Raw genomic sequence first — 23079 nt, 5'->3', positions numbered from 1 at the left:
TGTTATGGCTCTAAAACTCAATTTTATAATCCCAAATAGTGAAGACCCAAAGCATCTTGACATAGACAAGAATGATTTTGATAAGCTTGTTAACATTTTATATGTGAGGGGTGTTATACCTCATACTGACAATGAGTCCGCCGGCGGCTTGGGGATCGCTCTAAAAACTCGAGGCACGCTTTTGGAATGTGTGCGTTCTGCTGACTGTGTTTACGAATTGCGCTATAAAGATTTAACGCTTGTAACACGAACGGTAGATCCGAACAGCAGTTTTTCCAAATTCAGCTATAACTGGGGTAACCTGAACAAACTGCCGAAAAAGTTAACTGATCCTGGTTACAATATAGAGGAGTATAATAAGGGCCTTAAAAAAGCTGAAGATAGTGCTTTCCAGCAATTTAAAGCAAATTATGACTCTGTAACGCTCACGCTTTTCACTCAAGTTAGAACAACGCATACCAGTTTGTTTGAGCTGGCTACACAAACTTTCCGTTTTTTTACTCCCAGGACGTTTATCAAAAATATGAAATCGCTGGGAGAAATTATTAAACATGCATTTGATGCTAATAATCGAAGCCGTGAAGCTTTCACTGCATTGGGCTGGATTGAATCCCACCTTTTTTTCTGGGCAAAATTTACAGATAAAGCGCCACAGGTTTTAAAGGCGGCTCATGCTGAGCAAAAAGGTAAGCCATGGATTAAAAATTATGCTAATTTGAAGGAAAAACTTTCTATGGCCTTAGCTGGCCAATCGCCAGAAAGAAAGTTTTTTGAAGAAATCGGCTGGATGCAGGGTAGCCTTTTTACTGAGCGTGTTCCAGACGTCGTGAAAGCGCATTTTGATTACCGGTATGAGTTTGAGCCAGATCCGGTGGAGCCCGTGAACGCCTGTAGTTTAGCTCCTGGCATGTAGCAATCGGCTCACTGCCTAAGAAAATTGTCATCCCCGCGAAGGCAGGGATGACAATAAGGGCAGTGAATCGTTATATTATGAGAGCCTTATAACCCCTCTGATGCGAATTAACATGTTTTATTCAGTACACGGTGACCCAGAGTATTTTTCACGTTTTTTTAACGCGCCCTGGTTAGCGGCTGATAATAGCAGTAACCCGACAACCCGCGACGATGTGGTGCGCGACATTAGCCGAACCCCTTTTTTTGGTACGGCCCGAGAATGGCAATATTTCTATGATACCTGGCTGGATCCCGAACATACTACCTATGAAAATTATTTACAGGGCAATATGGATGCCGCTAATTTGTTGTTATTGGTTGGCAAAGACTATATGCCCTTATGCCGGCAGGATGAAGAACAGGAAAATGCCTCGACTCAGGTTACCAGGATCCGCGCGGCTTATGTGGATCGCAATAATGTTTTGAGTGGATTGAGTATCAGTTACCGTCAGGATAATCCCCACGAATGGGTCATTGCCGTGATTAAAAATGGCAATGGCCCTTATAGCTCCCGCCAATTTTATTTAATCAGCTCAGTCAATCTGTCGCCTTTTATTGCTCAGGATTATGCCAGTGAAGTCAAAATTATAAACGATTTGCAGCAGAGCGAGCTGGCCAATGCAATTGAAAATGAGGGCCTGAGCGGGTTTTTACAGACAATTTTTGTGAACAGTAAAATTAACCTGCAGGCCAATAACATAGGATTATTAGAACAAACTATAGCAAGAGGTCGTTCCTATAAGCCTAATGATCAGTTGCTGGAAAAATTTCGCCTGCAGCCCGAGCTTTTTTTCAATAATAGCGCTTTACAATATCTCCAGCAGTTCAAAGCCTCCTGTATGCCTGAGCAAATCCTGGAGTGCCTTGATGAAGACAGTAAGCTTTATCATCGGCTTATGCATCAATTGGCGAATGTTTCTGATGAGCTGCCAGGGTATGAGTTAGCCAGTTTAACCGTAAAACTTGATCAATGTGGGTTATACCATTTATTCAATAAGGTTTGGGAAAATCTGCAAATGGTGCCTTTTATTAAGAGCCGTTGGCTTGGCGGAAGTCTGACGCTTGATACTAAGCGTTTAACGGATTCTTCTTATATAACCGTGCTTGAATATTTGCTTAGTAATGACTTGCCGGCGGATTATCTGAATTTGCCACCCTATTTTTGTCAATTAATTGAGCATATTCTAAAGCTTCCTGTTGCTGCCAAACCTGCATTCCAGCGTTATTTTAACCATATGTTGCCTTTGTTGCTTGACTGCGTGGTTAACAAAAAAAATTTTGAAGCATGTGAAACAGCCATCACTCATCAGGCTGATCTGGTTATTCACTTGAATGAGCAGGAGATTAAAAGCAGCCTCCAAATAAAAAACTGGTTGTATAATTATCTGATTGCAGTTGAAAAAGCCGCCTCGACTTGCAGAAATATGCAATTTAATCCCGATCAAATCAAAGTGCATACAGCCATTACCGCAATTATCCGAGAGCCGCAACAGCTCCAGGCTTATTATCAACAAATACCGGGTCTGAGCGCTGAAATAAGCGCTGATTTATCAAACACGCTGCAATATATCAGCCGGCTGAGCCTGGCAGTGGACAAACAGACTCTGGCTGCTTTTGCCTGGCAAAGTCTGGTAACACGTGATATTGACAAAAAGAGAGCCAGTGAGCTGGCCGGCTATAAACAGTTTCGGCAACTGAAAAAACGGATTGAATTAATTAATATGATTCGCGGGCTGGGGATAGCGGATAATGATATTACTGCCCTGCTATTAGCGCCTGATGCTAAAGGCAGTTTTTTTTATAAAGCGGTTGAGCGCCTTGAAAAAGGCTGTACGGCGATTAAAACCCGATTAATAAGAAAAAATGCGGCTGGTAAGCTTGAGTCTATCCATGAGGCGGAGCCAGAATATCGTAGGGCAATGATTAAGTTGCTATATAATGCCGCTTTAAACCCGCACAGCGAAGATGCTTTAGTCAAAGCGATAAAAGCGGCAGAACGCCCATTGCTTGCCCGGCTTGAGATTGATCGTTGTCCGGAAATCCGTAAAATATTGCGGGCAATCGTTAATGCAATTACGCTAACCTTTGGTCTGCTGGTTGCTGAGGCGCCTAATCTCATGCATAAATGGCATACCGGCGATTTATTATTTTTTTCAAGGCCTGTTTCAGCGTGCCAGTTAAAAGTGATGGATCGGGAGTTAACTTCTCTTATGGTTGCGGCTCAAGCATGAAACGATATGCACTTTGTCTGGTATTGGCCTTAATTTTTCTGGAATGGCTTGATTTCAGCTTGTATCTGTATTTGGCAAAAACAGTTTTTTCAGCCCGTTTTTTCCCCGCCTCGTCATTAAGTCTGGTTTTGAGTTTTGCACTATTTGCCGCTGGCTATTTTGCAAGACCGGTTGGCGGCTGGTTATTTGGCCGGCGTGCGGATCGCCTGGGACGCCGTAAGCCCATGGTTTCATCAGCTGCGTTGATGGGCCTGGCGACACTTGGGATATGTCTGTTGCCTGAATATAATAAAATCGGCTTATGGGCAACCTGGTCATTATTGTTGCTTCGGATTATGCAGGGGTTGGCCTTAGGGGGCGAAATAAATACCTCTGCTATGTTTCTGGTCGAACATCATCCTGAGAAGCCGCTGTTTGCCGGGAGTTTTTCAGCGGCAGCCGGTGCGTTGGGTATGTTTATTGGCGGCGCGGCTGCGGCAATCTTGCATAGTATTAATCAACCTGAGCTCTGGCGGATTATTTTTGCGGTAGTCGGTGCTGCGTCACTACTAGTGTGCCGGTTACGCAAAAAGCTGAGCGAGTCGCCTGAGTTTCAGCAGCAGACGCACAGCCCGCAAAAAATTGAATGGTTACGTTATAAATGGAATTTTTTAAATATTGCGGCTGTCGGCATTTATGTGAGCGTGACCGTGTATATGTGCAATGTATTCTGGGTATCATTTGCGATTGATCAGCGCCTGATGGCAAAGGAGTTGTGCTCCTGGTCCGGTTCGCTGGCCCAGCTTGGCGCCTCATTACTGGCGCTGGCGATCGCCCGGCTGGCAAAACCGGAACAAGCCTGCCGGTTGTTGCATAGTAGTATGATAACCGCTGCGCTAACGGCTCCGTTGCTGTTTTATTTTACTTATCAACATAATCTCGCTGGTGTTTTTTGTGCACTGGCAGGTTATGTGCTGGCTAATGGATTGTTGTGTTCGGCGTTGTTTTATTTTCTCTATTTACAATTGCCGGTGCAGATCCGTTGTCAGGGGGTATCTACTACCTGGTCTTTGGCTGCAAGCATAGGCGCCCTGGCATTGCCATTGGCGGCGCAGGGAACTGCGAGTGGTTATCTGTGGGTTCCTGGTTGTATTGTGAGCCTGGTTGCAGTTTGCGCGTTGATTTTATGTCGGGAGTCTCGCGGGAAAGAGACTTATTATCTATTGCGCCGGAAGAGCTTTGTTGAATAAATAGAGAGTAGCCTTGATGCAGCGCAGCGTAATCAAGGTTTTTCTCGCGCGTTCAGGCACCTATGCCTTGCAAGTTCAGAGCGGGTAATTGCTTTCCTCTAAAGGAAAGCAATTACTGGATAGACTGGTAATAAATGAAAACCTTGATTACGCTGCGCTGCATCAAGGCTACGATGTTGCCTCTACGGAGTTACCGCAGCGGATAACGCTTCTTCATAGAGCTTTTGTGACTTAGGTGACCGGGGCGGTGAACTGGCTGCATAGTGGCAGCTTTTTGGCGCCAGGGAGCAAGGGGCTTTGAGGTACTCTATTGGCAGCGCTTTGCCGAATTCAGTCGTTGTAAAAACAGGATTTTCTGCATCTACCAAATGATAATTAAATTGGCGAAGCCGTGCACGGACCTGCATCAGATTTTCTCGGCAATCGTCATAATAGTGGTAGGCAGCACATTCTGGATAGTGTTTTAGGATTTTCTTAAGCATTTTGCCTTTACCGCCCTCCAAGTCCAGCGATTTGATGTGCTCTTGATAATCTTTGACCAATTTGGCGGGAGTAATAGTAGCAATAATGACTGGATACATTTGCCCTGAAAAATGTACAGAGGTAAGTATAAAGTTCGGATATGTCTTTATAGTTTTAAGCTCATAATCCACATCCTCTTTTTTTAAAAGAGGCAGTAAATAGCTCAAAACATACTTCGGGTTATAATGAAAAGTGGTAATTGCAAGAAAGTGATTATCATCATGGATGATATATTTTTCTACGCCTTCTTTAGTATTTTCAGAGGGCGTAGGTCTAGTGCCTTTGCTTACCCCTTTTATCGTATGCCTTTTGGTGAGCGTTAAATCGAAATCAAAACCATTGAATATGAAGTTATTCTCTTGTGCGTTCGCTTTTTCTTTCATTGTATTCCATTCACAGCTAGAAAAATAATCAGCGATTGTATCTGCCCTTAATTGCCGGAGCAATCATTTTTCTACAGGGTCTTGTTGCCTGTTGGAGAGTAGAACTATTGAACTGTTTAGCTATTTCTGCTTAATATGAATAGTCTGGCTGATAAAAAAAGGAAAAAGAGCAATGCTCAAGGATGCTCTGAGAAAGGAGATTCCCAGGAAGGCCTTCAGGGAAAGTCAACTTTTTGAAAAAAATGAAGCCGTAGACAAGTCTGGTCACCCAGTAAAAAAAATTTCTTTTGTTGATTCAAGTGGACAGACTGTCACTGGGTTTTATAAAAAGATTGATGCCACCTATCCCGCGCTATTAGCAAAAAACTGTGTTGCTATGAGCGTTTATATGCGTACCTTTCTGGGCGATCGCTGTGCAGAAGAGCGCCTGGTTTTTGATGACGACGGCAATATTAAGGGTACGGTTTCTATTGCTTTGCCTGATTTCAAACCTTTTTTGTATAATTTTGATAATGCTCCCGAAAATGCGAATGAGCGCGAGAAAGTCAATCCTTCGGTTAAAACGCTGTTAAAACATAATGTTGCCGAATGGCTCGCTGCATTATGGTATATGAAGGAAGATGATGCACATCCAGGCAATAGTGATTTAGAGGGAATCATTGATTGCGATATGCGGAAATACCCGGAACAGGAAATCATCAAAGGGCCGCGTACTACCGATGATCCTGCCCATGCTGTACGCGAGCTTCCGTTATTTGGCCGGCTGTTTAGCGCTATGGTCAGCTTCCTGTTTTCCGCTAAAAATACTGGCGCTACCATGGCGCTGAAGGAGCAGGATTTTAATAATTTTCCTATCGTCTATTACCGAACCCATTGGCCGACCAACAAGTTTCCCGGAAATGCAAATTACGGTAAACGCTTTCAAGCCTATAAGGCTTTTCGCATGCTAGCCTCCAACCCCTCTTACATAACAGAGGATGGCAAAAAAATTACTTTCCAGCAGCAATTTTTCAAGGCGCTGTTAAAAATCCTGGTTACCTATGATCCTGCAATGCTCAAAGCCCAGCTTAAAGATTATTTTGATACCGATAAACAAGAGATGGAAGTGGATTATCTGTCACTGGAGCCTGAAAAGTGTCAGAAGCTTGGTGAATATTACTGGAAGTTAAACAATAAAGGAAAACATTTTGATAGCCAGGAGCTGTCAGAGTTCAATAAAAATTATTCTAAAACCTCGTATGTTAATCACCTGCTAAGGACATTCCAAAATGATTATGACGAGCTGTATAGCAAACTGATTTATTATCGTGGTTGTGTAAAAAATATGAAGGGCGCTCGGGTACCGCCTTTTTATGAGTTTTTGCATACCAACCCGGAATGCTTTCAGGAAATAGAACAATGGACAGCAAGCCGAAACCAGAAAATGGAGGCCGCTCGGGATCAGGCGACGCCTTCTGACAAAATACCGGTTGCGTCAGCCTTTGCTTCGCCGGAAGGTCAGTATAATAGTGAAAAACTTAAACAGCGTTACCATCAAATCTGGCGCGATGCGCATTCACAGCTTGTTGAAGACGCTCTGCTTGAAGCAAAAATTCTTGATGAGGAACTTTCAGAAGGACTGAATGCGGTTCGGCCAAAGTCGGAAATGATAGCCGGATTATTGCAGGAAAGTTTTTTTACTCAAAGCTATCAGGTTTTTGAAAATTACCGATCTGAAGAAGGGACAGCAAAAGCACCACAAAAAACAAGCCAGATTGCTGCTGAAAATAATGCCCGGGATGCAGGCGTTGCAGCCATACACCAATTCAGGGAAGACTTTTATCAGGCGACTTCTGAATATTATAAAAAACAGGCAGGTGATAATACGCTTACAGTCGAAGACAATGGCAATTTTTGTGCGAAAGTCATTCGCTTGGCCGAAGAGCTAATGCAAAAGGTTAGCAGGCTCTTCGGAAAAGCGGCAGCATGGCTTGATAAAATTAAAGAGCTTGTGGGAATTACCAGAAAGCTTGCAGTAATGATGAAACCGCCTGCCCCTGAGTTTGGCACACAAGCCTCGCCGGCAGAGCCAATCAAATTTCCATTTGTGGGGTTTAAACGACGAGAACACACTGATCCCAAGATAATAAGTTATTTTCTACCACAATTCTTTGATTGGGTAAAAAGTTTTGATAAAGAGATATTTAATAATTATGTCCTGGAGGAGGCTCGTAAGAGCCGTGGTAATTTTGCTATGAGACTCTTTTCTTCTGGCAACCTGGAAGAAGATGTTGGAAAATTGCTGAAAATTCATAAAGAACTCAGTAACGATTTGCGTTTGGCTCAAATATTCCAGAATGATAAAGAGGAATATAAATCATTATATACGGGTCTATTCATATCGTTGCTTCCGGCTTATCTTTATTCACAACAACATGTTACGGCCGCCATGCAGTCAGTCAAAGAAGCAATAGAAGAGAATAAGTTTCAGACAGAGCTGTATGTGGAGCAGGTGGTTAATTATGCCAGAACGGAGAAGCGTTTTGCCGACGTGCAAAAACAGGATCGAAAGGCAGAGGTGCATCAGGCTATTTATAATTATGTGGACTCCCTGAAACTGGACGAATTCAGGAAGATAATCGTGGAAATTATGGCTGAATATAAAAAAAAGACTTATGGCTCCCGATCAAAAGAAATCAATGAGGCACTAAAAACTAATCAAAATAACCAGCGGACATTAGCCGATTTATTTGCAAAGGGCAAACCAACATCGACATTTAGCCAACTGTTATTTGCAAAGTTGATGGATAGAATGAAGCGAAAATATTGCGCTAACCTGAGTCAGGAACAATCAACCGAAGATTATAAATTGATTACCGGTATTCCCATATCTGAATATTCGGCTTATCTGGCAACGGCACAATCCTTTGCTGAAGAATTCAAAGCAAAGAATCCGATTGTTTCCATTGCTCCGATTAAAAAAACGCCAGCCCGAATTGCCGCGCCAAGCGCACAATCTTTTTTTTAAACGTTGGGTCAAAACGACCCAACCTACAAAAATTGTCCGGCACAAAGTACAAATCTGGCAAAACCATTGCATTAAAGGTATGATAAGCGCCAATATTTCATTGTCTTTTTCCAAGTATGTTCACTGACTATTTAAAAACACTCCCCCAATATTGTATTCCCAAACAAACGTTAACCACCTTTGCCGGGTTATTAGCCAATGTGACCAGTCCTGCAATAAAAAACAATTTAATTCAACGGTTTATTGGCCAGTACGGCGTGAATATGAATGAAGCGCTAATTGAAGATCCAACGGCTTATGCCTGTTTTAATGATTTTTTTATCCGACAATTAAAACCGGATGCAAGAATACTGGCTGACGCCGATATTGTGTCGCCGGTAGATGGCGTTGTCAGCGAATTAGGGCAGATCAGGGAAGGGCAAATATTACAGGCTAAAGGCCGCTATTACAGCGTAGATGATTTTCTGGCCTGTGATAAAGCGGTTAGCCAGACATTTACCAATGGCCATTTTGCCACCTTATATTTATCGCCGAAAGATTACCACCGCATCCATATGCCGCTTGATGCAACCCTGCATAGCATGATTTATGTCCCTGGCAGGTTATTTTCAGTGCAGCCGACAACGGCGCGGGTTGTGCCGCATTTGTTTGCCCGTAATGAACGTCTGGTTGTTTTTTTCAATACCAGAGTTGGCCTGATGGCCATGGTTTTGGTTGGTGCAACCATTGTGGGCGCCATCAATGTAAGCTGGCATGGTGATTTGGCCCGCAGCAGAACGGCCAGCCGTTTTGATTACAGTGAGCAAGCCCTAACTCTACGCAAGGGCGAGGAAATGGGCTATTTTAAACTCGGCTCCACTGTCGTTTTAATGTTTGCCGATAATAGCCGCATTGATTGGTTGGCAGACATACAAGCCGGTTGCCCGATTCAGTTTGGTCAGGCTTTGGCAAAAATTAACTAATTACTCCGGTTAAAACCCCGGCTTCTGGTATATCAGTTATAGTTTGTTGTGACCAGCTGAGGCCGCCATCGTTTGTTTGAATAAGCAGCGGTTCATTCGTTACAGAATTAAAACCGGCCGCAATACATACCGCATTGCTGCCATTGTCTGTGCAATAGGTGCTGCCAAGCGAGCCGGCAGGATTCCCGCTGATCGGCGCAAGCCCCCATGTTTGACCATTGTCGCTTGGCCATTATCCGTACTTTGCACCAGTAATGGAGCATCTATATTTGCATTATAACCTGCGGCAATGCACAGATTATTGCTTCCTGGCCTGGTGCAGTTGCTGCTGTTGAACAGCATGTCGGCTTCGGCGTTATTGATTGTCGCCGTTGACATTTCACCTACCGCCTACGTGCCGCGGCTTGTCCGCGGCCATCCAGTAGATCTAAATCATTGTCGAATTTTGCAACATCTGCAATAAGTTGTTAGCATGTAAAATTTTACTGAAGGGCAAATCAAATAAAATAGCTTATGAAAAATTCCAAACTCCATATTTGTAATGCAACTATTCATCCTGGAGAACAGGCCAACCTGGCTCTACCTTTACCTGATTTCTATTCCTGTACTTCATTTTATATGCCGATAAAAGTCATCCATGGTAAAGAGGCGGGACCTTGCCTGTTAATTTTTTCGGCAGTTAAAGGCGATGAGCTAAATGGCCTCGAAATTGTAAATCGCCTGCTTGAATCCAATAAATTATCCGCGATGCGAGGAACGTTAATTGCGGTTCCTGTCTTGAATATTCTCGGGTTAATCGGTTCATCAAGAGCACATAATGATGTGAATCTCGAACGCTGCTTCCCCGGTGTAGAAAATGGGTCGTACGGTGAACGAATTGCTCACATTTTTACGCAAGAAATACTCAGTAAATGTGACTTTGGTATTGAATTACAAACTGGCTCAATAAATCATGAAATTTTACCGCAAATTTACTGTGACCTGGATAATGCCGAAAGTAAACGCTTGGCTCTAAGCTTTAAAGCGCCAGTGATAACAAATGTCAGTATGCAAAATAACTTAAGAAAAACTACGGAACAATTAGGAATTCCATTGCTAGTCTATCAGGCAGGAGAAGCAATGCGATTCGATGAGTCGGGAATAAATTTAGGGCTATCAGGTATTTTTAATGTGATGGAAGCCTTGAACATGCTGGAGCCAACCGCTCCTTATGATAACAATATAGTCAGGCCGGTTTTTTCACAAGATCAGGATTGGATCCGTGCTCATCGCAGCGGGGTCTTATTAAGTACTGTAGAACTGGGGCAGAAAATTCAAAAAGGGCAACGTATAGGAATAATTAGCGATCCTTTCAGCGCTGATACGGCCGAAGTAGTGAACGCAGGATATGAAGGGATAGTCGTTGGTATAAACCATAATCCATTGATATATGAAGGGCAAACTATTTTTAAAGTAGCGACCTTTATTGATAATAATCGAGCTGAAATTGCTTTGGAAGCCTGGAGCAAAGAGGTGCAGTAATGGGCTTGGAAAATAAAGTCAATTTAAAAGGTTTATTGGTCTGGTTTATCTGTGCGCTCTTTTTTATGTATGAATTTTTATTGCGCACAGTTGTAGGCACTTTTCAGGCACAGTTGATGAGTGATTTACGTTTGACTACAATGACTTTTTCTTTGTTAAGCACAACAGGTTATTCGGTCATTTATGGAGTAATGCAAATTCCTGTTGGAATTATTGCTACTCGTTTTGGATTAAAAAAAGCATTATTAACGGCATTAATTTTTTGTGCATGCTCTACTATGGGCATGGCTTCATCCCATGATTTTAGCGCAGCAATGTGCTTTCGAATCCTTATGGGATTAGGCTCTTCTTTTGGATTTATTTGCTTGTTAATTGCTGTTTATGACTGGATGCCCAGGAAAAATATAGCTTTATTCATTGGCATTTCTCAATTTATTGGTACCTTGGGGCCGATGCTGGCTGCAGGCCCATTAACCTCATTGTCCCAAAACGCTATGATTGGATGGCGGAGTATATTCCTCAGCATGGCTATTATTGGCTTTATCATTGCTGCATTGACATTGGTATTTGTTGAAAACAATCGTAATACTCAAGAGAAATTTATTATACTTGCCAGACATAGTAAGTTATCAGAAAATCTACTTACACTATTAAGCCAAAAACAAGTATGGTACATTGCACTTTATTCGAGTTGTATTTACTTTGCTATTGAATATTTTTCAGAAAATATAGGGGTTGAATTTCTAATAAAAAAAGGGTTTTCTCCCGCATTTTCTTCTTATATGATAACATTAGCCTGGTTGGGTTATGCCTTAGGTTGCCCTTTGCTTGGCTTTGTCTCTGACAAAATACAGCGCAGAAAACCAGTAATGCTTACAACAGCTTTAATCTCTTTACTGGCCTTATCAGGAATTATATATTTTCCAGTTGGCAAATTCCTGATAGGTCTATGCTTTTTATGCCTGGGCTTAAGTGCCAGTGGGCAGAGTATTGGGTTTGCAGCGATAGCAGAACAGTGTAAAAAGAATTTGCTTGCTATAGGATTAGCGTTTAACAATGCAATGATCGCGATAATTATTTCAATTAACGCACCTCTAATGGGAAGTATGCTGTCTTATCCCGTACAAATAGAAAATACTCAAAAAGTTTTCATTATCCTGATCATATTTTCTATCATTGCAACCCTTATTTCAGCTTTTACAATAAAAGAGACTTTTGGTAAGTCGGTGAGAGAAAATACAGTACTTTCATTAAGTAACTCCCCCGTCATCCCGAGTGCAGCGAGGGATCTCCAACAAACGGCACGTACTAAATTAATGTAAAAAGCGCTTGAAAAATTATGTGATTATGATCAAATAGCCCCCATGAAAGACTACGAAGCATGTTTTGTTATCCTGCCCAGATTGTCGCTGTTCACTATTCACAACCCCCGTTATTGGGATATATCGATCGTTATGCTAAAGATTCTGCCTCTGAAGGGAGATCCCTCGCTGCGCTCGGGATGACGTGGGAGTGACTAATATTGCATATTGTTTAAAATATGCTAAACTACAAATGTAGCATATTAAAACAATGGTTGCATAATATTACAATGGTGGTTTAAATGGGTATTCCAATTAGAATTAATGAATCAATTTATAATGACGCGAAGAAAGTTGCATCAGCTGAATTTCGCTCTATTCCCAACCAAATAGAGTATTGGGCTAAATTAGGGAAATGCGCTTTAGATAATCCTGATTTGCCTATTGAATTTATAAGAGATGTGCTTCTTTCTAAACTACAAGATAAATCATTAGCTGAACCATTTTATTTTGAAGGCAAAAGTGAGTGAGATTCAAATAAGGCAAATGCCAGCTTTTAAAAAAGCATACAAAAAATTGGCAAGCACCCATAAACTTGTTGTGAATGAAGCTATTCATGCAATAGTCAAAGATCCCGGCATAGGAGAAGAAAAGAAGGGTGACTTGTCTGGTGTTTATGTTTATAAATTTAAGATTAACCACCAGCAAATGCTTTTGGCTTATGAATGGGATTCTGAAAACAGGATTTTAATGGCTCTCGGAGTCCATGAAAATTTTTATCGGGATCTTAAAAGAAAATAACAAAGTATGGAGTGCTAAATAAAGGCTATAAAACCTTATATATTCCAAACTATGGTACCGAGAAGAGGACTCGAACCTCCACGGGGTTACCCCCACTAGCACCTGAAGCTAGCGTGTCTACCAATTCCACCACCTCGGCATAGGGGGGTAAGTTACTCAATAAATTGCCCTGTGTCAATCATTATTTGCATTTTATGCCTAAAAGAATGCCTTTTCCCACGGAGTCAGTTCATGGCCATCCTTAATGTCCTCGTAATCAGCCTCAGTATGCCTGGTTTGAGGACTTAACTCTTGAATAGCTGTATCACGGATACGATAAACATTTTGTTCGGATTTAGTGGCAAAAAAGCTTAGTTCACGTTGACTGTCGTTGAAAAATCGGAGGAATTTATTAATCAGGTTGATGAACCAGCCTGACTCAAGAGTTAATTTTTCTATGTTTTCCCGTTTGAGCTCATCTCTTAATAGAGTTATAAGTTGTTTACGGTTATTTGCGTTATCATTCCGTACTCCGTCAATGATTACAGCGGTAATCCTTGACGGATTCGCCTGCAAGAAATTCAGCCTGTCGATTACCATTTGAAAAGCTTGTTGTTTTGCATGGAATACACTATAAAGATCCTTAACAATCTGTATACGGCTGTCACGGCGGTTGTTATGAAACAAGCGCTCTTTTTCAGCTATTAAGTCGTTGCAAATTTTGTTTAATATCGCCAGATTCTGCTTGGCTTTTGTTGTGTGTTGCTTAATCCTGTCCATATATTGCTGATCCACCTTATGAGGAGGGGCTGCCTCCCTTAGTTGTTGTTGACGAACTGCTAATTTTTGGCGCTCCTGCTCTTCATTCTCAAGTCTCTTACGTTCCTGTTCCTCACTGGCCAGACGTGCTTTTTCGATGCATTCGCGATGGTGTTTAAAGTTGGCGATATAGTCTTCAATCAGTTCACGGTTCTGTTGCAGCGTGTTAAAAGCCCGGAAATAATTGGTTTGCTGATTAGCCCCAGCCTTGAAGCCCGAAGTAAGCGCCAGATGGCTTTCAACGTATTCCTTGACTGCTGTCAATATTGGCTGAACCAGCTGTGGTTTGCCAATAGTGTGAACCATATCAGTAATGTTATAGCTTTCACCATTATATTGAAAGGAATATTTATTCTCTCTATCGAGTAGTAATTCAGGCGTATCCTGCCGGAGTTTTTGTTCAGACGCCTCTATAAGCGCTTTTAATTCCCGGATTTGTCCGGCCGGCATATTGCCGGATGTATTAATCTTTAATAAATCAAACAGTGAATTACGAAAAGCCCGTTTGTCCTCTATGTCCTCAAATTTGAACAGCGCGGCATCAGTCAGTTTGTTAAAGTTTCCTTCGCTAATTGCATGGGTATCTAATGCCGAAAGCAACGGTAAACGGCTACGGCAATACGCAATATCTGCCTTTAACATCTCTGGCGTATAGTCTGCTTCCCCCGTTGAAGCAGAAAGCAGATTTTGTTGATGCTGCTCAATTATTTGTATAGTTTGTGCAGTTAACAACTGACATTGCTTCTTTATTTCGGTTAATTGCTCGACAAACTGTTTACGTTGAGTGAGCATGTCTGGCGCCAGTTGTGTATGGTTTTCACTGGTTAATTGCGCGCGTTGGCGCTCTACAATAAATGAATCGGAAGTGTAAGCGACCTTGAAGCTGCCTTTATTATCATCCAGTACTTTCCTGATCTGGGCTGCCACATCCGGGTTAGCCGTTTCAATCGCATTGAGATTGCATAAATTATGAGTTGTACTTAAACGCCGGTAAAGCGGTTTGATGGTATTATGTAAATCACTCAGTTGAAGATCAAGTTTCCTGATTTCCAAAACATCATTAATACGGATTTGTAATGCGGACAATTTAGTATCCAGGGTGCGCATTTGGGCAATTAAATCGCTGGATTCTTCTGCCGTATGAGATAATGTGACATCAAGCTCCAATTGAGCCGCACGCTCATTCAGAGTTTCAAATCTTTTCTGGTAATCAGCCAGGAGATGTTGATTTATGCTATTAGCTGCCAGCTGTTCGGAGAGTTTTTCTGTCATTCCTTTGATTTTATCAGCGATATCCCTTGCCTCTTTGTCATTAGCGAGCAGGATCTTCTCGTTTGTCTGCAATATTTTTTTATCGTTATTAATGACTTCTTTTATCGCGGTGATTTTTTGCAAATGCACCTGAGCCATGGCACAAATTTGAGCAGCCGAATTCTGGCCAGGGTTATTTATTAATGCAGTTAATGCTTGCAACTCGGCTTTTATTAACGAGGGCTGGAGTTCGATACGGACGGCTGCTTCAGTATTGGCGGCGCGTTTATATTCCACTTTACAATTGTTTACTATTTGTGCGGCTTCGGCATACAGCTCGCGAGCGTTGCGTAACAAGTCAGATAATACTGGCGATTTGATTTCTTTAGGATAAAACAGTTCTTCAATGCGGGTAAGCTGTTTCGAAATGTCTTCGATTTGTTTTACCGCGTTGCTTATAATCGAACATTGGGCAACAATAACCTGCTGAAATTGATGCAGTTCTGAACGGTTCAATAGTGGCGGCTCGGGAGGAGAAAAAGTCAATTCATTTGCTTTACTTATTGAATGCAACGCATCATCACGTTGTTGCGCCAGCTTTTTAGCTTCCTGATCCAGCTCAACTGCACTAAAAGTCTGTCGCTTGAGTTCCTTAAGCGTCTTTATTAGCTTACCACGTTCGTTAATTGCATCAATCGTTTGTTGAAGCGGCGTGAACTGGTCTATAAACTCTTGTAGCAATATATTTTGCCGTAGGTAAATATTTTCTCCGGGATAACCTTTATTTTGCAGATTTTGGCGTAACTTTTCTTTTTCTTTTGCAAATTTTTGCAACCAGACCGCAATATAAGGGATTTTTTCAAATTGTTCCGGTTTGAAGGGCACTAAATTCTGAGCCGTTGTATGCAATTGTTTGTTCCTTGCTTCTGATTGAGCAGGCAATTGTCCGGGATTGGCTTCTGCCGATGAATTAGCTGGCACAATTACAGCAATATTGGGCCTTTTCTTTTTGAGAGTTGCTGATTTTTTTGGTTGAGCCTGCTGTTTTACAGGCTTGGCGCCCAGAGCGGCTTGTTCTGCCAGTTGCAATTTTGTAAGTGCAGATTCTTTTTGTTTTATGGCGGCAGCTAAAATCGCTTGTTGTTGCTCTAAAAAAGAAATATAACGTTTTAAGTTATCCAGCGATGGATTATTTAATCTGCTCTTTTTGGTTTCAAATTCTTCGCTTTCAGTTTGGGCGAGCTGGGCCTGGGTTTGGATGACTTCAAGCAATGCCTCTATATCCGGTGTGCTCTTCAAGGAATCATAGATAGATTCAGGGCGCTTCTGTAAAGCGGCATTAGCTGCGGCATTGGCCATAGCAATAGTTTTTCCCTTTTCTAATAGAGGAAGAACAACTTCGACCAAGGTTAGAAATTGAGTAAGTATGCCATTCTGCGTACGAAGCAGTTCATTTTCTTGTTTTAGCCTTTTTTCTTCGGAAATCGTTAAAGATTGGGGTTGTACCAGCTTTTTTTCAAGGATTTTCATATCAGTATCAAGCTGTTTCCTGGCAGTGATTATCCAATCGCGGCAAGCATTGATATACTTATCGTGAAAATCCCGAGCTGTGGTCAGTTCAGGTAATATGGCGAGTTGTGAGAGCTGGTTATTTTTAGCCTCTATGGACAGCACATTAAAAGCTTTATATTCTTCAAGAAGCTTGGATTTGGTTGGCATAATCAGTCTCACGATTTGATTCACTTGACCTATTATATAAAAAAAACATTAACTGTACATTAAGTAGACAAGAAAAATTTTGATGAACATTATTAATTTTATTGAAAAAAGCGTAAATGCTTACTTTGCCTGTATGCCGCGCCCTCGTCCTGCAGCTTCGGCCACCGAGAATGTTTGCCTGATTGCGCATCGTGGCGCCCATGATGTCGATTTGGTTGAAAATACTGACGCGGCATTTGCAAAAGCGCTTGATTTGGGATGTTGGGGCATTGAATTTGATGTTCATGCCACTGTGGATCAGGTTCTGGTGGTTAATCATGATCCCACTCTGGAAAGATTATGGCATCAGCCGCAAGCCATTAATGATCTGACCTTTGCTCAAGTGCGCAAGCTGGCGCCAAAAATTCCCAGTTTAAGCGAAGTAGTGGAGCGCTATGGCAAGCGGATGCATTTGTTTATCGAGCTGAAGGCGCCCTTTCATAGTGAACCGGCATTAATGGCTGTGCTGCAGACCTTGACTCCTTGCCAGGATTATCACTTGTTAACCCTCGATGAAGCGGTATTTGCCGGGCTTAGCCAATTTCCTCGGCAAGCGCTGCTATTGGTTGCCGAGCATATGAATGTTAAGCAGTTTTGCAGTCTCAGCGTTGATAAGGGGTATGGCGGTGTGCTGGGGCATTATTTGTTGTTTACCAATAAAACCTTGAATCGTTTACGCGGCGCTGATCAGAAAACAGGGCTAGGCTTTATCGACTCCAGATATAGTTTGTATCGTGAATTAAACCGCGGTTTGCCCTGGTTATTTACTAATAATGCGGCAGGGGTGTGCACCCTTCTGAAAGAGCTGCAGGAAACGGAGGCAACCCGGATCGCGCGTTAGCGCTACCTACTGCCATTAATTTAAGTATTCTGTCATTCCCGCGAAGGCGGGAATCCATCTCTCAAGTTGACTCTTTACCTTGTTTGATGGATGGATCCCCGCCTTCGCGGGGATGACAATCTTCTTAACTTAACGGCAGTGAGCGCTAGCCGGGCTGTATGCTTCTTTATTCAGGATGAACCATTTTTTCCGGTTTAACGTATTGATCAAATTGCTCGCCAGTCAGAAAGCCGAGTTTAATTGCGGCTTCACGCAATGACGTATTTTCATGATGAGCTGTTTTTGCGATTTTGGCTGCCTTGTCATAGCCTATGTGCTGATTTAAGGCTGTAACCAGCATTAAAGAATGGTGCAGGTAATAATCAATTACAGGCTGGTTGGCCTGTAAGCCTTCAACACAGAATTCCTGGAAGGAATGGCAGGTATCCGCCAATAAATTAAGCGAATGCATAACATTAAAAATAATAACCGGTTTAAATACATTCAGCTCAAAATTACCTTGACTGTCTGCGATGCCAACAGTTGTATCATTTCCCAATACCTGAGCGCAAACCATAGTCATCGCTTCACACTGGGTCGGATTGACTTTACCAGGCATAATTGATGAGCCAGGCTCATTTTCAGGCAGGATCAATTCACCGATACCGCAACGTGGGCCTGAACCAAGCCAGCGAACGTCATTAGCAATTTTCATCAGTGCGCAGGCTAATGTTTTCATCGTGCCGTGAGCCATCACCAGGGCTTCGTGTGAAGCGAGAGCGGCGAATTTGTTAGGCGCAGATACAAAAGGTAATTTGGTGATTTTGGCAACATGCGCCGCTGCTTTTTCCGCAAATTGCGGGTGAGTATTCAAGCCGGTACCAACAGCTGTTCCGCCGGCCGCCAATTCGTAAAGCTCGGGCATTACTTCTTCCATGCGCTTAATACAGGCATCAAGCTGGGCAACATAGCCCGAAAACTCCTGGCCAAGGGTCAAAGGCACAGCATCTTGCAGGTGGGTGCGGCCAATTTTCACGATGTCTTTAAACGCTGTCATTTTTGCCGCCAGTGCATCACGCAGGCTGCGTACTGTCGGAATGAGCTTGTTATGGAAAGCCAGTGCTGCTGCAATGTGCATGGCGGTTGGGAAGGTATCGTTTGATGATTGCGACATATTGACGTGATCATTCGGGTGAATCGGTGTTTTACTGCCTAATTGCCCGCCGGCCATTGCAATCGCACGGTTGGAAATCACTTCATTGGCATTCATATTGGATTGTGTGCCGCTGCCGGTTTGCCAGACATGAAGCGGGAAATGATCATCCAGTTTGCCGGCAATGACTTCATCAGCGGCGGCAACGATTAAATCGGCTTTGTCTTTTGGCAGTTTACCCAGTTCGAGATTAGTCAGCGCGGCTGCTTTTTTCAGGATACCGAAGGCATGGGTGACTTCACGCGGCATAATATCTTTGCCTATATTAAAATGATGCAGCGAGCGTTCAGTTTGCGCGCCCCAGTAGCGGCTATTATCGACAGCGATTTCGCCCATGCTGTCGGTTTCAATTCGGGTATCGCTCATAATGTGTTTGTCTCCAGAAGGTTATTGAGGATTTATCCTCGCCAGGCGCAAATTAAAGCAGAGTTTACGCATTGGGTAAATAGAGTTCAATGGGAGTAAGTCCATCTGCTTAAAGCTTTTTGCAAACACGCATGAAGTCATCCTGACGCTCCCAGATGCCATCCCTGGCATCTGAGGGTTTGCAAAAAGCTTTAAGCAGATAGACTTACTGCAAAGATAAAAACCAGAAAATGATTGCATAATAATACAGAGAAAATTAATCTCTCGTCATTTTCCTAGCAAGAGTTTAAATCACGTGCGTACGATTCGTATTTTTCAACCTGGCGATTATCAGGCAGAGCAGACAATTCAGTTAACGCCAGAGGCTGGACAGCATGTCGGCGTTGTTTTGCGTATGTGGGAAGGCGAGCCGCTGACGTTGTTCAACGGTGATAATTACGAATATCAGGCAACGATTATCGAAATTCACAAGAAAAAAGTATTAATAAAAATAGATAGCCGACGGCTTGTGAATCGTGAGTCCGGGCGGATTATTCATCTGACGCAGGCAGTCTCAAAAGGCGACCGCATGGAAATGGTTGTTCAAAAAGCGGTTGAATTAGGCGTTTCCAGCATTACGCCCGTGATTACTGAGCATTGTGCGGTGAAACTGGATCAGGAGCGCAGTCAGAAAAAATGTCAGCAATGGCAGGCTATCGCTGTCGCTGCCTGCGAACAATCCGGACGCAATGTTGTGCCAGTGGTTAACCCCATGATTTCATTCAGCCAGTTTCTGGCACAACCACACGCCGATTTAAATTTTGTTCTTTACCCCGAAGCTCAGAAAAACTGGCGCACCTACCAGTTCGCAGAATGCTCCATTGGCCTGATTATCGGCCCTGAGGGCGGATTAAGCAGTAATGAAATCGCACAGCTTTTTACAGCAGGTTTTCAACCGTTAAGCCTGGGGCCACGGGTCTTACGCACGGAAACTGCAGCAATAACCGCATTAAGTGTATTGCAAGCCGTGTGCGGTGATCTATAATGAGATAACCAATTTAACAGAGGTTTTGCTATGAGTGAGCATATTTTAAACGTAACAGATGCCAGTTTTCCCCAGGATGTGTTGAAATCGTCCAAGCCTGTGCTTGTTGATTTTTGGGCTGAATGGTGCGGTCCTTGCCGTGCGTTGACGCCAATTTTTGAAGAAATTGCAGCGAGCCACGGCGAAAACATGGTATTTGCCAAAATTAACATTGATGATAATCCTAAAACACCTTCAGAATATGGCGTGATGAGTATTCCTACACTGATTTTATTCAAAAACGGCCAGGTTGAAGCGATTAAAATGGGGCTGTTGTCCAAATCGCAACTGAGCGCGTTTGTTGAAAGCCATAGCTAAGTTAAAAAAATTGTTCTGTGCAAAGAGTAGGTTGGGTCGTTGACCCAACATTAACAATTTTCAATCAGTTTTCAGGTTTGGAGTGCTTGATAAAAAAACTTGTTGGGTCAAAACGATCCAACCTACAAAAATTGGCCAGCACAAAGCGAATTGTTATTAAAAAAGCTGGCTTTATAAAAAAAGCTGTGTTAGGCTGCTAAGGGTTCACACAAATGAACGTCCTTAATTATTTACCCCGGAAATTCCATTCGTTAACCAATACATCAAGTGAGAAGTATGGATCTTAGAGAACTCAAGCAATTACCTATTGCCGATCTTGTTAATATCGCTCAGGAAACTGGCGTTGAAAACACTGCCAGTAAACGTAAGCAAGATTTACTGTTTGGCATTTTGAAAGTCCATGCCAGCAAAGGCGAAGATATCTTTGGCGGCGGTGTCCTGGAAGTACTGCCAGATGGTTTTGGTTTCTTACGTTCAGAAGGCGATTCTTATGAGCCAGGACCCGACGATACTTACGTATCTCCCAGTCAAATACGCCGTTTCGGCTTGCGTACTGGCGACACCATATACGGTAAGATTCGCCCGCCTAAAGATAATGAACGCTACTTTGCATTATTAAAAGTGGATCAAATCAATTTTGACAGCCCTGATAGCGCCAAACGTAAGATATTATTTGAAAACCTTACGCCATTATTTGCTTCCGAGCGCTTTATCATGGAGCAGGGCAACGGCAGTACAGAAGATATTACTGCCCGGGTTGTCGATCTTTGCGCACCATTCGGCCGTGGTCAGCGTGGTCTTATTGTTTCTCCGCCAAAAGCCGGTAAAACATTAATGCTGCAGAATATTGCTCACTCAATTGCCAAGAGCTATCCTGAGTGTCATTTGATCGTATTACTGATTGACGAACGCCCTGAAGAAGTAACCGAAATGCAACGCTCGGTGAAAGGCGAAGTCGTTGCAAGTACGTTTGATGAGCCTGCTCATCGCCATGTGCAAGTGGCTGAAATGGTCATTGAAAAAGCTAAACGATTAGTGGAGCACAAGCGCGATGTCGTTGTTCTGCTTGATTCGATTACTCGATTGGCCCGTGCTTATAACACAGTTGTTCCTTCTTCCGGTAAAGTGTTAACCGGAGGTGTTGACGCCAATGCCTTACAGCGGCCCAAGCGTTTGTACGGAGCTGCCCGGAATATTGAAGAAGGCGGTAGCTTGACTATTATCGCTACAGCGCTGGTTGATACAGGTTCCAAGATGGACGAAGTAATTTACGAAGAATTCAAGGGAACCGGTAATATGGAAATCCACTTGAGCCGTAATATTGCTGAACGCCGCGTATTCCCGGCGATCAACATTAACCGTTCTGGTACCCGCCGTGAAGATCTGCTGTTGTCGCCAGAAGAGTTACAGCGCACCTGGATTCTGCGTAAGATTCTGCAATCTATGGATGAGTGCGATGCTATTGAGTTCCTGATAGAGCGCATGAAAAACCATAAGACCAATGCTGAGTTCTTCGATGCAATGAAGCGCCAGGAATAGTAGGTTGGGTCGTTTGACCCAACATTACAGCTATTCTTCTACATCTCTTTTGCTAGCTTTATGCGCTTTCCATTCTTCGTCATTACTAAAAATATAACGGCATGCGTGTTCAATAAAAAAATCGCGGTATCTGATGCCTGCCCACTCACAATAAGCGGTAATTTCGTCGTATACGCTTTCATTCATCCGAATACGAAACTGAGTTTTCTTTTCAGGCGCGGGTTCACGCGAAATAAGCATCTAACAGCTCCTTGAAATTTATCTGCAAAAAAATTGTGACGAGTCATGTCAATTATAACTTTTACGGCAATAATTGCAAAGATTAAACTTCGGTATGAACTGTGAGCAATTTATGCTATGGTTACTATCACTAATAATTTGAGGGCATGCCCTGATGTACAGAGGAATATCATACATGAAAAACTATTTATTTCTGTCTGTTCTGGTTTGTTTAACTGCATTATCAACCGGTTGCCAGACAATCGCGCCATCCATGTCGCAATTCAATGTGTTTGGCCGCTCAGATGCCGAACTGACTGCTTCCGTTCAACAGGAACTGGCAGGCAACGCATTGCTGGCAGGTGTTCCAATTCAGGTTGAAGCGCAAGAGGGCACAGTACGATTAACCGGTTATGTAAAAACCATTCGCCAGAGTGATACGGCTGAACTGGTGGCCGGTAAAGTTGATGGCGTTAAAGCAGTGCAGAATAATTTGATTGTCCGAAAGTAGGAGTATGAGTGTTGGGCTTCACAGCCCAACCTACGCTTTAATAAAACTAACGTAGGTTGGGCTGTAAAGCCCAATGGCGCTGCCTTAAGCTGCTTGATTATTAACCATTGATTTGGCTCTTTGAGCCAAAATTTTTTCTTTCTCGATGACTCTATGATTTTTTAGGGTAGGGAAAGATTGAGTTTTCTTGCGGACAGCCCGGGGTTCGACCCGTCCAGGCCGCTTTCCGACTTTATTGGAAACGATAAGAGCAAGCATTTGCGAGTAAAGTGCCTCTTTTTTATCCTTTGGGATGGAAATAAAGTGCGGATT

At 42.9% G+C, this 23079-nt stretch carries 19 protein-coding genes, 1 tRNA gene and 1 pseudogene; 14 read left to right on the top strand and 7 right to left on the bottom strand.

Annotated elements, in window-relative coordinates; genetic code table 11:
• Positions 1-4: 4 nt before the first annotated feature.
• The 3 genes from ACFORL_RS03775 to ACFORL_RS03765 all read left to right on the top strand — a co-directional run bounded on the left by ACFORL_RS03775 (position 5) and on the right by ACFORL_RS03765 (position 4414).
• The gene (locus tag ACFORL_RS03775; protein ID WP_382341252.1) at positions 5-913 is read left to right on the top strand and encodes a hypothetical protein; all 909 of its coding nucleotides are present in this window, start codon (positions 5-7) and stop codon (positions 911-913) included.
• Positions 914-1025: 112 nt separating this feature from the next.
• Positions 1026-3185: a hypothetical protein gene (locus tag ACFORL_RS03770; RefSeq protein WP_382341250.1), complete on the top strand. Its 2160-nt coding sequence runs from the start codon at positions 1026-1028 to the stop codon at positions 3183-3185.
• Positions 3182-4414 carry an MFS transporter gene (locus ACFORL_RS03765; RefSeq protein ID WP_382341248.1) on the top strand — a complete coding sequence of 411 codons (1233 nt, stop codon included), beginning with the start codon at positions 3182-3184 and terminating at the stop codon, positions 4412-4414. Before ACFORL_RS03770 ends, ACFORL_RS03765 begins: the two co-directional genes overlap by 4 nt.
• A 182-nt stretch (positions 4415-4596) precedes the next feature.
• Here ACFORL_RS03765 and ACFORL_RS03760 read toward each other — a convergent pair whose 3' ends face one another.
• Positions 4597-5319: a hypothetical protein gene (locus ACFORL_RS03760; RefSeq protein WP_382341247.1), complete on the bottom strand. Its 723-nt coding sequence runs from the start codon at positions 5317-5319 to the stop codon at positions 4597-4599.
• Positions 5320-5491: 172 nt separating this feature from the next.
• On the opposite strand from ACFORL_RS03760, the gene ACFORL_RS03755 reads away from it, so the two are divergent.
• Both ACFORL_RS03755 and asd read left to right on the top strand, forming a co-directional pair.
• On the top strand, positions 5492-8326 hold the full coding sequence (locus tag ACFORL_RS03755) for a hypothetical protein (protein ID WP_382341245.1): 2835 nt from the start codon (positions 5492-5494) through the stop codon (positions 8324-8326).
• A 116-nt stretch (positions 8327-8442) separates the two neighbouring features.
• Positions 8443-9288, top strand: coding sequence for an archaetidylserine decarboxylase (asd, locus tag ACFORL_RS03750; protein WP_382341243.1), 846 nt, complete (start codon positions 8443-8445; stop codon positions 9286-9288).
• Positions 9289-9387: 99 nt separating this feature from the next.
• On the opposite strand, the gene ACFORL_RS03745 is transcribed toward asd, so the two are convergent.
• The gene (locus ACFORL_RS03745; protein WP_382341241.1) at positions 9388-9666 is read right to left on the bottom strand and encodes a hypothetical protein; all 279 of its coding nucleotides are present in this window, start codon (positions 9664-9666) and stop codon (positions 9388-9390) included.
• Positions 9667-9801: 135 nt separating this feature from the next.
• Between ACFORL_RS03745 and ACFORL_RS03740 the strand changes: the two genes are divergently transcribed.
• From ACFORL_RS03740 to ACFORL_RS03725, 4 genes are all read left to right on the top strand, one after another.
• Positions 9802-10809 (top strand): succinylglutamate desuccinylase/aspartoacylase family protein, encoded by a 1008-nt coding sequence (locus ACFORL_RS03740; RefSeq protein WP_382341240.1) that lies wholly within the window; start codon positions 9802-9804, stop codon positions 10807-10809.
• Complete coding sequence (locus tag ACFORL_RS03735) at positions 10809-12131, top strand: MFS transporter (RefSeq protein WP_382341238.1); 1323 nt, start codon at positions 10809-10811, stop codon at positions 12129-12131. The genes ACFORL_RS03740 and ACFORL_RS03735 overlap by 1 nt, the downstream gene beginning before the upstream one ends.
• A 281-nt stretch (positions 12132-12412) precedes the next feature.
• Positions 12413-12640, top strand: a complete 228-nt coding sequence (locus ACFORL_RS03730; protein WP_382341236.1) for a TA system antitoxin ParD family protein — start codon at positions 12413-12415, stop codon at positions 12638-12640.
• A complete protein-coding gene (locus tag ACFORL_RS03725) occupies positions 12633-12911 on the top strand; it encodes a type II toxin-antitoxin system RelE/ParE family toxin (protein ID WP_382341235.1) in 279 nt (92 codons plus the stop codon). Before ACFORL_RS03730 ends, ACFORL_RS03725 begins: the two co-directional genes overlap by 8 nt.
• A gap of 52 nt (positions 12912-12963) precedes the next feature.
• On the opposite strand, the gene ACFORL_RS03720 is transcribed toward ACFORL_RS03725, so the two are convergent.
• Positions 12964-13050 (bottom strand) — tRNA-Leu (locus ACFORL_RS03720).
• A 59-nt stretch (positions 13051-13109) separates the two neighbouring features.
• On the bottom strand, positions 13110-16679 hold the full coding sequence (locus ACFORL_RS03715; RefSeq protein WP_382341233.1) for a hypothetical protein: 3570 nt from the start codon (positions 16677-16679) through the stop codon (positions 13110-13112).
• 82 nt (positions 16680-16761) lie between these two features.
• Between ACFORL_RS03715 and ACFORL_RS03710 the strand changes: the two genes are divergently transcribed.
• Positions 16762-17559, top strand: a complete 798-nt coding sequence (locus ACFORL_RS03710) for a glycerophosphodiester phosphodiesterase (protein ID WP_382341231.1) — start codon at positions 16762-16764, stop codon at positions 17557-17559.
• A gap of 166 nt (positions 17560-17725) precedes the next feature.
• On the opposite strand, the gene fumC is transcribed toward ACFORL_RS03710, so the two are convergent.
• Entirely contained in the window at positions 17726-19117 is a 1392-nt protein-coding gene (gene fumC / locus ACFORL_RS03705; RefSeq protein ID WP_382341230.1) for a class II fumarate hydratase, read from the bottom strand.
• A 295-nt stretch (positions 19118-19412) separates the two neighbouring features.
• Between fumC and ACFORL_RS03700 the strand changes: the two genes are divergently transcribed.
• The 3 genes from ACFORL_RS03700 (at position 19413) to rho (ending at position 22037) form a co-directional block, all read left to right on the top strand.
• Positions 19413-20141, top strand: coding sequence for a 16S rRNA (uracil(1498)-N(3))-methyltransferase (locus ACFORL_RS03700; RefSeq protein WP_382341229.1), 729 nt, complete (start codon positions 19413-19415; stop codon positions 20139-20141).
• Positions 20142-20171: 30 nt separating this feature from the next.
• A complete protein-coding gene (gene trxA / locus ACFORL_RS03695; RefSeq protein WP_382341228.1) occupies positions 20172-20498 on the top strand; it encodes a thioredoxin in 327 nt (108 codons plus the stop codon).
• Positions 20499-20774: 276 nt separating this feature from the next.
• Complete coding sequence (gene rho, locus ACFORL_RS03690) at positions 20775-22037, top strand: transcription termination factor Rho (protein WP_382341227.1); 1263 nt, start codon at positions 20775-20777, stop codon at positions 22035-22037.
• A 30-nt stretch (positions 22038-22067) separates the two neighbouring features.
• On the opposite strand, the gene ACFORL_RS03685 is transcribed toward rho, so the two are convergent.
• On the bottom strand, positions 22068-22277 hold the full coding sequence (locus tag ACFORL_RS03685) for a hypothetical protein (protein WP_382341226.1): 210 nt from the start codon (positions 22275-22277) through the stop codon (positions 22068-22070).
• A gap of 175 nt (positions 22278-22452) precedes the next feature.
• Between ACFORL_RS03685 and ACFORL_RS03680 the strand changes: the two genes are divergently transcribed.
• On the top strand, positions 22453-22767 hold the full coding sequence (locus ACFORL_RS03680) for a BON domain-containing protein (protein WP_382341224.1): 315 nt from the start codon (positions 22453-22455) through the stop codon (positions 22765-22767).
• Between the two features lie 84 nt (positions 22768-22851).
• Here ACFORL_RS03680 and ACFORL_RS03675 read toward each other — a convergent pair.
• Positions 22852-23079: pseudogene (locus ACFORL_RS03675) on the bottom strand (hypothetical protein); the annotation flags it as partial.

It is taken from the genome of Legionella dresdenensis, assembly GCF_042649825.1.
Lineage (GTDB): Bacteria > Pseudomonadota > Gammaproteobacteria > Legionellales > Legionellaceae > Legionella_C > Legionella_C dresdenensis.
The sequence above is the reverse complement of the archived record's forward strand: the minus strand, read 5'-3'. Positions and strand labels throughout refer to the sequence as shown.